Annotated in this window: 12 protein-coding genes and 1 rRNA gene; 12 read left to right on the top strand and 1 reads right to left on the bottom strand. The window is 43.5% G+C overall.

Features of this window, described 5'->3' with window-relative positions; translation table 11 throughout:
* The 9 genes from rrf to hisC form a co-directional block, all read left to right on the top strand.
* Positions 1–103 (top strand): 5S ribosomal RNA (rrf, locus tag FTU67_RS12470); the annotation flags it as partial.
* Positions 104–327: 224 nt separating this feature from the next.
* Positions 328–1,578: an esterase-like activity of phytase family protein gene (locus FTU67_RS12465; RefSeq protein ID WP_228289048.1), complete on the top strand. Its 1,251-nt coding sequence runs from the start codon at positions 328–330 to the stop codon at positions 1,576–1,578.
* A 145-nt stretch (positions 1,579–1,723) separates the two neighbouring features.
* A complete protein-coding gene (locus FTU67_RS12460; RefSeq protein WP_160241019.1) occupies positions 1,724–3,175 on the top strand; it encodes an RNA polymerase factor sigma-54 in 1,452 nt (483 codons plus the stop codon).
* Positions 3,176–3,349: 174 nt separating this feature from the next.
* Positions 3,350–3,682: a ribosome hibernation-promoting factor, HPF/YfiA family gene (hpf, locus tag FTU67_RS12455; RefSeq protein WP_005179935.1), complete on the top strand. Its 333-nt coding sequence runs from the start codon at positions 3,350–3,352 to the stop codon at positions 3,680–3,682.
* A 136-nt stretch (positions 3,683–3,818) separates the two neighbouring features.
* Positions 3,819–4,070 carry a BolA family iron metabolism protein IbaG gene (gene ibaG, locus FTU67_RS12450; RefSeq protein WP_005179933.1) on the top strand — a complete coding sequence of 84 codons (252 nt, stop codon included), beginning with the start codon at positions 3,819–3,821 and terminating at the stop codon, positions 4,068–4,070.
* A 7-nt stretch (positions 4,071–4,077) separates the two neighbouring features.
* Positions 4,078–5,334 (top strand): UDP-N-acetylglucosamine 1-carboxyvinyltransferase, encoded by a 1,257-nt coding sequence (gene murA / locus FTU67_RS12445; protein WP_005179929.1) that lies wholly within the window; start codon positions 4,078–4,080, stop codon positions 5,332–5,334.
* Positions 5,334–6,035, top strand: a complete 702-nt coding sequence (gene hisG / locus FTU67_RS12440; RefSeq protein WP_005179926.1) for an ATP phosphoribosyltransferase — start codon at positions 5,334–5,336, stop codon at positions 6,033–6,035. The genes murA and hisG overlap by 1 nt, the downstream gene beginning before the upstream one ends.
* 184 nt (positions 6,036–6,219) lie before the next feature.
* On the top strand, positions 6,220–7,521 hold the full coding sequence (hisD, locus tag FTU67_RS12435; RefSeq protein WP_163170368.1) for a histidinol dehydrogenase: 1,302 nt from the start codon (positions 6,220–6,222) through the stop codon (positions 7,519–7,521).
* Between the two features lie 99 nt (positions 7,522–7,620).
* A complete protein-coding gene (gene hisC / locus FTU67_RS12430) occupies positions 7,621–8,709 on the top strand; it encodes a histidinol-phosphate transaminase (protein WP_180061802.1) in 1,089 nt (362 codons plus the stop codon).
* A gap of 122 nt (positions 8,710–8,831) precedes the next feature.
* Here hisC and FTU67_RS12425 read toward each other — a convergent pair whose 3' ends face one another.
* Entirely contained in the window at positions 8,832–10,169 is a 1,338-nt protein-coding gene (locus FTU67_RS12425; protein WP_005179916.1) for an anthranilate synthase component I family protein, read from the bottom strand.
* Between the two features lie 249 nt (positions 10,170–10,418).
* On the opposite strand from FTU67_RS12425, the gene FTU67_RS12420 reads away from it, so the two are divergent.
* The 3 genes from FTU67_RS12420 to FTU67_RS12410 all read left to right on the top strand — a co-directional run bounded on the left by FTU67_RS12420 (position 10,419) and on the right by FTU67_RS12410 (position 13,634).
* A complete protein-coding gene (locus FTU67_RS12420) occupies positions 10,419–11,387 on the top strand; it encodes a DUF6160 family protein (protein WP_168383804.1) in 969 nt (322 codons plus the stop codon).
* Between the two features lie 195 nt (positions 11,388–11,582).
* Positions 11,583–12,416: a C39 family peptidase gene (locus FTU67_RS12415; RefSeq protein ID WP_045795549.1), complete on the top strand. Its 834-nt coding sequence runs from the start codon at positions 11,583–11,585 to the stop codon at positions 12,414–12,416.
* A 48-nt stretch (positions 12,417–12,464) separates the two neighbouring features.
* Entirely contained in the window at positions 12,465–13,634 is a 1,170-nt protein-coding gene (locus FTU67_RS12410; protein ID WP_168383803.1) for a hypothetical protein, read from the top strand.
* Positions 13,635–13,637: the final 3 nt, after the last annotated feature.

The following is a 13,637-nucleotide window of genomic DNA, read 5'->3' as shown; positions in this document are numbered from 1 at the left end:
AGCAAGAGTGAACCACCTGATCCCTTCCCGAACTCAGAAGTGAAACCTCTTAGCGCTGATGGTAGTGTGGGGTTACCCATGTGAGAGTAAGTCATCGCCAGCTCATTAATTCAAAATCCCCCTAGCTAAAAGCTAGGGGGATTTTTTTATGCAGAAAATAAAACTAAAAGAATTATAATTTCCAGAAAGGTATCTAGGTGTTGTATTCAATAAATAGAAAATTAATATTTGGCCGTAAAAACCGGTCTTTAAATTGTCACTGAATCATCCCAGCACTGTCATTTTTTCCTGTTTGAATGGTTTCCCCAATTGCTATTTTTAAACTTTATGAAAAAAAGATCTCTTGGCCTTGTTATGGCCGCTGTGTTGGGTTTGAACGGATGTAATGAGTCTGATGAAAAGGCGCAGGTGATGCCTATACCCTTGATCACTGAGCCAACTTTGGTGGCTTTTGCAAAACTGGATGTGGCCACCTATGCAGAAGGACCAGATTCCGGTGCGTATGTGACTGGTGCAAATGGGATTTTGCCGCCATTTCCAGGGCAGCCTGTGCAAGGTTTTTCGGCTGCCTTAAAAAATAATGATGGGACTTATCTGGTGATGTCTGACAATGGTTTTGGCACACAAGATAACTCGGCTGACTATCTGCTGCGTTTGCATCTGATTCAACCGACCTTTAGAACAAAAACAGCAGCTAATGCTGAAGTAAAGCATTTAAGTTATGTGCAGCTGCGTGATCCAAATAAACTGATTCCCTTTTCTATTGTCCATCAAGACACGGCCGAACGTTTATTAACTGGTGCAGATTTTGATCCGGAATCGATACAACGCGCACCGAATGGCGAGATCTGGATTGGAGATGAGTTTGGACCCTATTTACTCCATTTTTCTGCTGAGGGTATATTGCTGAGCCCGCCAATTCCATTACCGAATCCACTGAATCCGGCGCAAGAGCTGCGTTCACCTCAGAATCAGTTCAATAAAGAACAGCTGAATTTTGTTGAACCACTGGTACAGCGTAGCGGTGGTTTTGAAGGCATGGCGATCTCTCAAGATGGAAAATATCTGTATCCGCTGTTGGAAAAGCCATTACTGAACGATAGTTCTAATCGTTTAATCGTGTCTGAATTTGATTTGGCAAAAAAAGCCTATACAGGCAAATATTATTATTTTCCATTGCATACTAGCGCCACCGCGATTGGTGATTTTCAGCTGTATAGCCCGACTGAAGGAATTATTATTGAACGGGATGATAGTGAAAACGATCTGCTGGGCTATAAAAAGCTGATTAAAGTCACGCTCAGCACCGCTGGTCAGAATATGCAGAGAGAAGATCTGGTCAATTTGATGGATATTGCCAATCCGGATTTACTTTATGGCACTGCGCGAGCGGGCGATATTGCGACCGGTGAGCGTTTTGGTTTTCCGTTTCAGACCATTGAAGATATTGTCATTGAAGGTCCAGACCTGATTACTGTGCTGAATGATAATAACTTTCCTGGTTCAAGCGGGCGAAATGCCAATCTGGCCGATGATAATGAAATTATTCAGATCCGTTTGCCAAAAGCATTGTTCTAAATTTATCAGCAATTACAGAAGGTCACCTCGGGTGGCCTTTCTTTATGAAAATTTTTTTGTATATTTTTTAACAAAAGCATGCTATAAAAATCAAAACAGGCATAAAAATTGCTTATAAAACGCGGTATTAAAAAAGGTGGGTAGTATGAAGTTATCAGTGGGATTAAAAGTTGCCAACTCCCTGTCATTGACACCCCAGTTGCAACAGGCCATTCGTTTACTTCAATTATCAAGTTTAGAACTTGAGCAAGAAATTCAATTACAGCTCGATAGTAATCCATTATTAGAGAAAGTTGAAGAACAGGCCGATGTTGAGAGTCTGTCAGCGGCAGATACAGATCGTGATCAAAAAGATTTAACCAATGAATTAAATGCCGATCATCTGCCAGATGATTTACCGGTCGATACCGACTGGGATGATGTTTATACCCATCAGCCGACTAGTTTAGGTACGCCAGAATATGAAGAGCGTGAAGATAACCGTCAGGGTGTGCTGGGTTTAAAAGAGCATATGCTGGAGCAGATTAACCTGCTGCATTTTTCTAAAATTGACCAGCTGATTGCTTACTGCATTATTGATTCTCTGGATGATAAGGGCTTTCTGGAAAGCGATATCAGCGAGATTACTGCTTCGGTCCAGCATCTGCTCGATTCGATGGAGTATGAAGACAGCATCGAAGACGATGAAGTGCTGGTGGTGTTGAAACATATTCAACGGCTGGAGCCGGTGGGGGTTGGTTCGCGTCATCTGGCGGAATGTCTGTTGATCCAGCTGGAAAGTCTGCCGACAAATACCCCATGTCGTCAGGATGCTATGCAGTTGATGACCCATTATGAGTTATTAATCAGCAATGAAATTCCAAAACTACTCAAGCAGACCGGTTTAAACACCGATCAGCTGAAATGTGCGGTCGAGTTGCTGAAAACCTTGAAACCGCATCCGGGTATGGAGTTTGAAGATAAAGAGTCGGATTATCAGATTCCAGATGTGGTGGTGATGAAGAAAAATGACAGCTGGCAGGTACAGCTGAATCCGGATGTCATGCCAAAGCTCCGGGTTAACTCGTTTTATGCCAATATGATTCGTCGTGCCGATCAGAGTGATGACAATCAGTATTTGCGTAACCAGATGCTGGAAGCCAAAAACTTTATCAAGAGTATTGATGAGCGGCATAAAACCTTACTCAAAGTGGCAACCTGTATTGTTGAGCATCAGCGTACTTTTCTGGAAATTGGCGCAGAAGGCATGAAACCTTTGGTGCTACGCGATATTGCCGAAGAGGTCGAGCTGCATGAATCTACGGTATCCCGCGTGACCACCAATAAATATATGCTGACCCCGCGTGGCCTGTTTGAGTTGAAATATTTCTTTTCAAGTCATGTTGGCACTACATCGGGCGGTGAAGCATCGTCAACTGCGATTCGTGCCAAGATCAAAAAACTGATTGCTGAAGAGAACCTGCGTAAGCCTTTGTCTGATAACGCAATTGCCAATATTTTAAAAGAAGAGGGAATTGATGTGGCGCGACGTACGGTTGCAAAATATCGCGAATCTTTACATATTCCATCTTCTTCTGAAAGAAAAGTCTTGATCTAGTTTTGAAAATCTGCCTATTCTAGAGATTCATTATGACAACATAATGAATCTTTTTTCTATGAGGATGAGTCAAAATGATTGCATGAAGGTATCACTGAGCAGCAGTTCTGGTCCTGTACGTGAATCATTTTGATGATGACTCGTCTAATCCTAACGAAGGTGAGGGATAGAATTATGCAAATAACAATTCGTGGCCATCATTTATCAATTACACCTGCAATTGAAGAAAATATAAAAGCAAAGTTCGCGCAAATGACCAAACATCTGGATCAGGTCAATAGTATGCAGGTGAAGCTCAGTAAAGATCATCAGATCGATAAGCATTCTAAAAAAGGCAGTGCCAACCATATCGCAGAAGCGATTATCCGTTTACCTGGAACGGAGCTGTTTGCCCAGGCCTGTGCTGATGATATGTATACATCGATTAAGAAAATGTCAGAAAAATTAAAACGCCAATTAGACAAGCATCGCAAAATGCAGCTGGTTTATCAGCCTGTCGCGATTTAGCTGAAACAATCGGCAAAAAGAGGTTTTTAAAAAACCTCTTTTTTTATATATATAATGTATGTGACTAATGAATTATTTTTTTCATTTATAGTAAAATGACCGGTTTTACACCGTTGGTCCTATAAGAGGTCTTGTGATGAATAATGAACAGCTCGCTGAAATTTTAAAAGCTGCTTTTCCAGAGGCAGATGTAGTCGTTAGTGGGCAGGGTGGTAAATTTGATCTTCGTATTGTCGATGATCAGTTTGAAGGCAAACGTCTTGTTGCACGCCAACAGGCAGTGTATGCGCCGATTAATGCCTTGATCGCCAGCGGTGAAGTTCATGCGGTAACAATTAAAGCAATGACCAAAGAAGAATGGCGTAAAGCAAGCTTATTCGGAGCTTAATAAATTAATGGATAAATTTTTAATTCAGGGCGGTATTAAGCTCGAAGGTGAAGTGCGCATTTCTGGTGCAAAGAATGCAGCATTGCCATTACTGGCTGCCATGATTCTGGCCGACTCACCTATTACCCTGACCAATGTGCCTAATCTGAAAGATGTAAACACACTGGTTAAACTCATTGCGGGCCTCGGTATCACCATGTCTTATGAAGGCGATACTGTGGTGGCCGATACCTCGACCCTGAACAACCAGTTTGCACCGTATGAGCTCGTTAAAACCATGCGTGCGTCTATTTTGGTGCTTGGACCGCTATTGGCGCGCTATGGCAGTGCACAAGTATCACTCCCGGGCGGCTGTGCGATTGGTTCGCGTCCGGTCGATCAGCATTTAAAAGCTTTAGAAGCTTTAGGTGCAGAAATCCAGGTCGAAAATGGCTATGTACATGCCAAAGTCGATGGCCGCTTAAAAGGCGGCGAAGTGGTTTTTGATATGGTAACCGTAGGCGGCACTGAAAATATCTTGATGGCTGCCGTGCTGGCGGATGGTGTCACCACCATCCGGAATGCTGCGCGTGAACCGGAAATCACCGATCTGGCACAAATGCTGATTAAGATGGGTGCCAAAATCGAAGGCCTGGATACCGATACTTTGGTGGTAACTGGTGTAGAAAGTCTGCACGGCTGTGAATATGCGGTAGTGGCGGACCGGATTGAAACCGGTTCCTATCTGGCGGCGGCAGCCATTACTGGTGGCAAGATTAAAACCACGCATACCGATCCGGCCCTGCTGGAATCGGTGCTAGACAAATTTGAAGAGATGGGCGCAGAAGTCACCCGTGGGGATGACTGGATTGAACTGGATATGATGGGTAAACGTCCGAAAGCGGTCAGCTTCCGTACTTTGCCACATCCAGATTTCCCGACCGATATGCAGGCCCAGTTGATGGCAGTGAATGCCGTTGGTCGTGGTTTTGCCACCATCTCTGAAACGATTTTTGAAAACCGTTTTATGCATGTTCCTGAATTGGCACGTATGGGCGCCAATATTCAGGTTGAAGGCAATGATGCTGTGGTAACCGGTGTAGAAAAATTATCTGCAGCACCTGTCATGGCTACAGATTTACGTGCTTCGTTCTCTTTAGTGTTAGCAGCTCTGGCGGCTGAAGGGGAAACACTGATTGACCGTATTTATCATATTGATCGCGGTTATGAAAATGTCGAAGCGAAGTTACAAGGTTTAGGTGCCCAAATTAAGCGAGTAAGTTAATGAGCGATATGAGAAACGATGATCCAAACTTTGACGTAATGGGCAATTTTGATCATGGTTTAACTTTAGCATTAAGTAAGGGACGTATTTTAAAAGAGACACTGCCGCTGCTGGAAACAGCGGGCATTAACTTGCTGGAAGATCCTGAAAAATCCCGTAAGTTAATTTTTCCAACCACCCATAAACAGGTGCGTATTCTGATTTTACGTGCTTCTGATGTGCCGACCTATGTGGAAAATGGCGCAGCAGATTTAGGTGTGGCAGGTAAAGATGTCTTGATGGAACATGGCGCACAAAATGTCTATGAACCATTAGATTTAAAAATTGCCAACTGTAAACTGATGACAGCGGGTAAAGTCGGTATGGTTCGTCCAAAAGGCCGCTTAAAAATTGCGACCAAATATGTGAACCTGACCCGTCAATACTATGCCAGCCTGGGTGAACAGGTTGATGTGATCAAGCTTTACGGTTCGATGGAACTGGCACCGCTGGTCGGCCTGGGTGATTACATTGTCGATGTGGTCGATACCGGAAATACGTTACGTGCCAATGGTTTAGAACCACTGGAAGAAATCTGTAAAGTATCTTCCCGTTTAATCGTCAACAAAGCCAGTTTTAAACGTAAACAGGCGTTGTTAAATCCGATTATTGCCCAGCTAGAACAGGCTGTGGCTGATCGTGAACAGGCCAAACAGGCGTAAGTTGTTCAAATAAAAGACCGCTCTTGAGAGCGGTTTTTTATGGCGGTCTATGAGAACAGTCCTGTTAATACTTTTCTTCAATTTGAGCAAAAGTAATTTTCCATAAAAGTCCGTGGCCCAATGCGCGATTGATACCCACAAAAGCCTTGAAAACAGGTAAACTAATCTTTTCCATATCAACCTTGTGGGTAAATTGATGCGACGTTTATCGACTCAAGATCAGAACTTCAAGCAGGTGTTTGCTGACTTGTTGGCTTTTGAAACAGTGAGTGATCCAGAACTGTTAAAAACCGTAGACCAAATCATTGCTGATGTCCGTCAGCATGGTGATGCTCATGTTCTTAAATTAACTCAGCAGTTCGATCGACATCCCGCGCATCAATTTTCAGATCTAGAACTGACCCAGGAACAGCTTAAAGCCGCTTTTGATGGATTGAATCGTGAGGTGCGTGAGGCACTGGAGCTGGCTGCAGCACGTATCCGTGAATTCCACCAGGCGCAAAAGCAGGATGGCTGGACCTATGTTGATGCCTTGGGCAATACCTTGGGTCAGAAAGTCACGCCACTGGACCGCGTGGGCATTTACGTGCCGGGTGGTCTGGCGTCTTATCCATCTTCAGTACTCATGAATGCTGTTCCTGCGCATGTCGCGGGTGTGCCTGAAATTATCATGGTGGTTCCGGCGCCGAATGGTGAGTTGAATCCACTGGTGCTGGCGGCGGCCTATTTAGCGGGCGTGACACGTCTGTTTACCATTGGTGGTGCACAAGCGGTCGCGGCGCTGGCCTATGGAACAGAAACCATTCCATCGGTCGACAAAATTACCGGCCCGGGTAACCGTTTTGTCGCAGCAGCAAAACGTGCGGTATTTGGTCAAGTCGGTATTGATATGATCGCCGGACCTTCGGAAATTTTAGTTTATGCCGAAGGCGAGAATAATGCAGAGTGGTTGGCGATGGATTTATTGTCACAAGCCGAGCACGATACCGTCGCACAAGCAGTATTCATTACACCGGATGAGGAATTATTGAATGCTGTTGATGGCTGGATTGAAAAGCACCTAGAAGCATTGCCAAAAGCTGAGATCGCCCGTACCTCGATTGAAAACCGTGGTGCATTGGTATTGGTGAAGGATCGTCAGGAAGCGATTGAGTTAATTAATCAGGTGGCACCTGAACACCTGGAATTATGCATGGATGATCCGCAAGTGATGGCAGAAGATATTCGTCATGCCGGGGCAATCTTTATGGGACGTTATACCCCTGAAGCGATTGGGGATTACTGTGCTGGTCCAAACCACGTGCTGCCAACCTCAGGTACTGCGCGTTTCTCCTCACCGCTGGGTGTGTATGATTTCCAGAAACGTTCTAGCCTGATCATGTGTTCGCAAGAAGGGGTGAAAACTCTGGCCAAAACTGCGGATGTATTGGCGCAGCAAGAGAACCTGGATGCACATGCGAGATCAGCACGTTATCGTTATCAGTAATTAAAGAAATAGAAAACCTCTCCCTAGCCCTCACTTGCGCTTCATTTTAAAGCTGTGCTTTAAAACTTGCTCAGGAGAGGGAACTTTGAGAATTTAAAAATGAATATCACCACCGAACAAATGCGTTTCTGGAGTCCGGCAGTACGTGAATTAGAACCGTACGTACCGGGCGAACAACCGAAAATCCAGAATTTACTTAAACTGAATACCAATGAAAACCCGTATCCGCCATCGCCAAAAGTGGTGGAAGCAGTGCAGAAGGTACTGGCAAACTCGGCGGATGCGTTACGTTTGTATCCAGATCCGGATGCCTCCGAGTTAAAACAGGCCATTGCCAAACAGCAGCAGGTGCCGGTTGAGCAGGTTTTTGTCGGCAATGGTTCTGATGAAGTGCTGGCGCATATTTTTAAAGCCTTCTTTGTTCAGGATCTGCCGCTGTTGTATCCGGATATTACCTATAGTTTCTACCCGGTCTATAGCCAGTTTTTTGGGGTCAATACCCAGGTCATCCCTCTAAATGACAATTTTGAAATTGTGGTGGATGATTATAAGCAGCCAAATGGCGGCATTATTATTACCAATCCGAATGCACCAACCAGTATTGATATGGGCCTGGCTGCCATTGAGGAAGTGCTTCAAGCCAATCCAAACTCAGTTGTGGTGATTGATGAGGCCTATGTAGACTTTGGTGCCGAATCTGCGGTCAGCCTGGTGGAAAAATACGAGAATTTAGTGGTATGTCAAACCACATCTAAATCGCGTTCTTTGGCTGGTTTACGGGTCGGTTTTGCGATTGCCCAGCCACATTTAATTGCTGCGCTGGAAGCGGTGAAAAACAGCTTTAACTCTTATCCAATGGATCGTTTCGCGATTGCAGCAGCTGTCGCATCGTTTGAAGATCAGGAATACTTTGAAGCGCAGAACCAGAAAGTGATTGCGAGTCGCGAAACACTGGTAGCTCAGCTGGCTGAGCTGGGTTTTAAGGTATTGCCATCGAGTGCCAACTTTATTTTTGCTTCACTGCTAAGTAAAGACGCGGGTGAATTGGCAGCTGAATTGCGTGAACGTGGCATCATTGTGCGTTATTTTAACAAGCCACGGATTAACCAATTCCTTCGGATCACCATCGGTACCGATGAACAAAACCAGCGTTTAGTGGATACTTTGAAAAACGAGATTTTGGCTTAAGTGAATCCACCCTAACCCTCCTTTGATAAAGGAGGGAACTCTTCCCTCTAGAAAAGGTGAGAAACAATGGTTCTCAAGGGGAGGGATTCATAAAAAAGCGACTCAATTGAGTCGCTTTTTATTTATTCAGGTGTGTACCAGGTATTGAGTAAATCCAGCATCGCCGAAACCTTATCAAAACATTCCTGATATTCTGCATCACAATCAGAGGCAATGGTAATACCACCACCGGCCCATAACGAAACTTCGTGTTGATATTTTTGAATTGAGCGAATCAGAATATTCCAGGAACCGGTACCATCAAAATTAAAATAACCCATTGATCCGCAATAGGCCCCGCGTGGTGTGCCTTCCAGCTCTTCAATAATCTGCATGGCGCGAATTTTAGGGGCGCCAGTAATCGAGCCGCCCGGAAGTGCAGACAGCAATACATCTAGTGGATTGATCTCTGCTTTTAACGTCGCGGTGATTTCACTCACCATATGATGTACTTGTTTAAATGATTCAATATTGAATAACTTCGGCGTTTTTACTGAACCGGTTTCGGCATAGACACTCAGATCATTACGCAGTAAATCGACGATCATCACATTTTCAGCTTGATCTTTTTCAGAATTTTTTAAGGTCTGTTTAGATTGCTCATCTAATCGTGGATCTGTATAGCGTGGCATGGTGCCTTTAATCGGTTTGGTGAGGAGTTGCCGATGAGGCAGAAAATCAATAAATAATTCAGGTGAACAGCTAAGTAATTCAAAGTCATTTATTTTTAAATAACCAGCATAAGGAGCATGGGTTAGCGCCCAAAAATCAGCAGCGGTATTTAATAATAATCCTTCCGCAGAACCTTTAAATTCCTGGGTTAAATTAATCTGATAACAATCACCTGCAACAATATAATCCTGGACTTGATTAAAGGCCTGTTGATATTCAGTTTTATTCCAGCGTGCGGTACAGGCCTGAGTTAATTTAAATGAATTCTCCTGTTTTTGAGCCAACAAATTTTGAATATAAGTCAATAAAAATTCGGCTTGCTGCTCATCGCTGGTGAAATACCAGTGCCCATTTTCCAGAGTTAGAAAACTGTGAAATTGTCCTAGAAATAAACACGGTTGAGCTTTGCTTTGAGTATGAATGTGCTGTTGGGCGGCATAATCGTAGCTGATAAAACCGATCAGTCCACCTTTAAAATAACTGTCGCCAATACAACCAGTTGGCTGCAAAAAGTCATCTAAAGAAGGCGCTGCTGTTTCTTCAAGATAATGATTAAAACTGTGTTGCTTAAAATACTGCCATTTATTTTGTTGAATAAGGTAGTAATGTTTTGCCGATAAGCCAATAATCGGTTGGCCATTATTTTCTAAATAAACAAGATGTGAGAGTGAACCCAGCGCCTTTAAAATTTCTGCTGGGGTATAGGAGGATTCACAAAGTACTTGTTTGTAGAAAGATGAGGTGGCCATAAATTTGGAGAAAATCAACAATAAATATCTATTTTACCTGATTCTGCGCCAAGAAAATGCTTATGACCGTTTATCGGCAAGCTGAAAAATATGATCAATAGCAGTTGAACAAAATTTGACAGGGGGATAACTTTGTTAGTGCTATCCAGCCGCTCAAGGAAATACGTAGCAGGTTGCTAAAAACAAATAATCAACCCGCTGCACAAGAGTGGTAACAATCAAAAAAATAATACTCTTGGGAGAGTAAATATGAAAACATTTACTAAACTAGCTTTAGTATCTTCAATGGCATTAAGTGCAAATGCATTTGCAATGCAGGCAATGGATGATTCAGCACTTAGCGCAACCACAGGTCAAGATGGTTTATCGATTGGTATCGGTATTTCAAAAATTGAAATTGAAAAGCTCTTTATCCATGATAATGATGGTTTAAATGGTACCATTGATAATGCTGGTGCGATTGTTATTCAAGGGAATGGCATTGCTGGTGATGCGAATGAAAACTTTGGTATCGTCGTTGGTGCTAACTATGATGATGCAGGTGCTTATCTACTTGAATCTCGTAACTTGGCAGATTTAAAAATTGACTCTGATGCCGGTGCAGGTAGTGGTAACACAGCCTTTATTAACATCGCAGCTGATGTGTCTGGTCTGGATATTAAAATTGGTGAAATTGGTGTAACTGCTTCGGGTGTGCAAGGCAGCGCAAGCACAACCTCGACACTTCGCCGTGGTGGTGTAGATTCGAATTATAATGCCATTATTTCAGGCTTATCGCTTAAGACAGGCCCAATGTCAGCCAATATCCAGTTAGGTGCTGCGCCACAAGGGGCGATGATTAAACTGAATACTACGATGATTGGTGGTCTTGAAATTAATAATTTGGGTATTCTGGATAACTCAACGGCAAGTGCTGAGCGTGCAGCAGGTGAGATCTTTATTGAAAGTATTAAAATTGCCGATGCAGATGCTAATAACTTAACCATTACACAAGATGTGCGTGTTATGGGGGCAAGTGTCAGCAACCCGGATGACAAAGGTTATATCCAGATGATTAGCCATGGTGGTGCTAAAGATCACTATGTACAAGGTGTTCATTTAGGTAGCCGAGATGCTGCATCTATCGGTGATGTTGAAATTCAAGGTATGCAAACCTATTTCAGCCCAGCGGCTGGTCAATATCTTCCGGGGGCGGTTATCACTATTCGTGGTCACTAAGTCTTCTATTGAAAAAGCGCGTGTTTTCACGCGCTTTTTTTTACACAAAAACTGTAAAAGTTGGCAAAAATATAAAAAAATACTGTTTTTTTTCTAAAAAAAAGGTATCTTGCTAAATACATGGAAGTAGAGTTCTTACTCTAAAAATAAAAAATGAACTGGCAGAGCTGCCTGGAACTTGAAAAGTAAAAAATTATGTTAGAGATCGCATTAGGCTCGGCATTGATGTATTACGCTGCCACACAAGCCTTCGACTTAAAGGAACAACATCCGGAAACCGTACGCTATACGGAGACACTGGATTCCCGCAATTCTTCTTTTACCCGTATGCATCGTGAGCCTGTACGTATTCAACCTGCTTTACAAGATCAATTCCGGGGCATTGTACGTCAGGCTTATGACTATAGCTGTGGATCGGCCGCTTTAACCACGCTGTTAAATGGTTATGTCGGAACCCGATTGACAGAGCAGCAGACCATGAGTGGTTTGCTACGTTATGGGGAATATGAGCGCATTATTGAACGGCGTAGTTTCTCTTTGCTGGATATGAAACGTTTTGTTGCTGCATTGGGCATGGAAAGTGGCGGCTATCGTGGGGAATTTTCAGATCTGGTCAAGCAGGGCCAGCCCGCAATTGTGCCGATTTCCTATGCCGGTTTTAAGCATTTTGTGGTGTATAAGGCCTATAAGGATGGCCGGGTCTATGTGGCCGACCCGGCACTGGGGAATATCAGTTTTGATGAGCAGCGTTTTAAAGAGGTGTGGGAAAACAATACCTTGTTCCTGATTAATGTGGCGCCTGAATATCGTAAAGACTTCTTGGCTTTACAGGATAGTGATATGCGCCATGTTGAAGATGCCACTGTTAACCATCATGCCTTTGTCAATATTCAATATCCACAATTCTATATGGACAAAATTGCCGATAAAGCCTCGACCATTCGTTTAGAACGAAACATGAATCCTGAGTCAGAGAATTTCGGCGAACATCAGTACAACTTTTTAAGACTCTATTATAAAAGTAAGTAAATATTTACTTTAAAAACGAAAAAAAATTAAAAATTGGAAGGGAAGAAGATGAAATCTAAATGGATGAATAAAACCGTATTGGCCATCAGTATCCAAATGGTCTGGGGCGCAGCTGCTTATGCTGCAGAAGAGCCACAATTAGGACAAGATGAAACAGTAGAAGAGCAGCAGCTTGCGTCAGAAGCCACAGCTCCAGCAGAAAACTCAAGCCCTGAAGAAGTTAGCACTGAAGCAGTTGCTGAGGCCAATATTGAAACAGCAACAGCGACTGCACCGAGTGCTGAGCAGGCTGCATCAACTGCGTTACAGCAGCAGGAAGGGGATGCTACCAAAGAAGCCAATCTGGAAGAAGTCTTTACCTCCAATGAACGCCAATATTCCTTAATCAAAAAAGGCAATATCTCATCTTATTACGATATTGATTATACCTATTATCGTGATACGCAAATTGATATGGAAATGGCGCAAGGCCAAATCTATCAGTTGCGTGTTCAGGAAAATGCATCGCATGCATTGACCAACACCTTCACCGTTCAATATGGATTATTGGATAACCTGACCTTAACCGCCTCTTTACCTTTGGTGGCCAAGACCGATCAATTAAAAGATGCGAATACCGCGGGTCTGGGAGATATTTCTTTAGGCGCACGCTGGGAACCTTTCCCTTTAAAAGCCGGCCGTTTGCCACTAATTTTATTCGGAAATCTTTCGACCAAAACCGGTGATAGCCCGTATGAAATTAATAGCACTACCGAACTTGCGACCGGTAAGGGCTATTATTCTGCAGGGATTGGAGCCAGTACCCGTAAATATATCGACCCAGTGGTGTTATTCGCTTCGGTCTCCGCCAATTATGGTTTTAAAGAGTCGGGCTTAAACCAAGTTCGTGGCCCACGTATTATTGAGGAATTTGAGCCGGGCATTAGTGGTGGTTTCGCCTTTGGTTTTGCCTATTCCTTTAACTACGATGTTTCAATGACCATGTCGTATCAGCAGAGTTTTAATACTGGCGCTGAATTCCTCTATCACACCGGCGAAAGCTATTCTCCGGCCGATCAGACCAGTTCTACCCTGGCCATTTCTTTAGGGGTGCGCGTTTCTCCTGAAACGATTGTCAATGGTACTGTTGGTATTGGTTTGACAGAAGATGCACCGGATGTGTCTTTAGGTCTGTCTTTCCCACTCGATATTCTGGGCTTTGGTAAGAAACTTCGCTAAGAG

This window comes from Acinetobacter sp. YH12132 (assembly GCF_013418645.1).
GTDB classification, from domain to species: domain Bacteria; phylum Pseudomonadota; class Gammaproteobacteria; order Pseudomonadales; family Moraxellaceae; genus Acinetobacter; species Acinetobacter indicus.
Note: the sequence above shows the minus strand (reverse complement) of the source record. Positions and strands in the feature narration are given on the sequence as shown.

Coding starts and splice junctions, on each gene's coding strand:
- FTU67_RS12420 (WP_168383804.1), top strand. CDS start 10,419: ATGAAAACATTTACTAAACTAGCTTTAGTATCTTCAATGGCATTAAGT.
- hisG (WP_005179926.1), top strand. CDS start 5,334: ATGAGCGATATGAGAAACGATGATCCAAACTTTGACGTAATGGGCAAT.
- hpf (WP_005179935.1), top strand. CDS start 3,350: ATGCAAATAACAATTCGTGGCCATCATTTATCAATTACACCTGCAATT.
- murA (WP_005179929.1), top strand. CDS start 4,078: ATGGATAAATTTTTAATTCAGGGCGGTATTAAGCTCGAAGGTGAAGTG.
- FTU67_RS12415 (WP_045795549.1), top strand. CDS start 11,583: ATGTTAGAGATCGCATTAGGCTCGGCATTGATGTATTACGCTGCCACA.
- FTU67_RS12460 (WP_160241019.1), top strand. CDS start 1,724: ATGAAGTTATCAGTGGGATTAAAAGTTGCCAACTCCCTGTCATTGACA.
- FTU67_RS12465 (WP_228289048.1), top strand. CDS start 328: ATGAAAAAAAGATCTCTTGGCCTTGTTATGGCCGCTGTGTTGGGTTTG.
- ibaG (WP_005179933.1), top strand. CDS start 3,819: ATGAATAATGAACAGCTCGCTGAAATTTTAAAAGCTGCTTTTCCAGAG.
- FTU67_RS12425 (WP_005179916.1), bottom strand. CDS start 10,169: ATGGCCACCTCATCTTTCTACAAACAAGTACTTTGTGAATCCTCCTAT.
- hisC (WP_180061802.1), top strand. CDS start 7,621: ATGAATATCACCACCGAACAAATGCGTTTCTGGAGTCCGGCAGTACGT.
- FTU67_RS12410 (WP_168383803.1), top strand. CDS start 12,465: ATGAAATCTAAATGGATGAATAAAACCGTATTGGCCATCAGTATCCAA.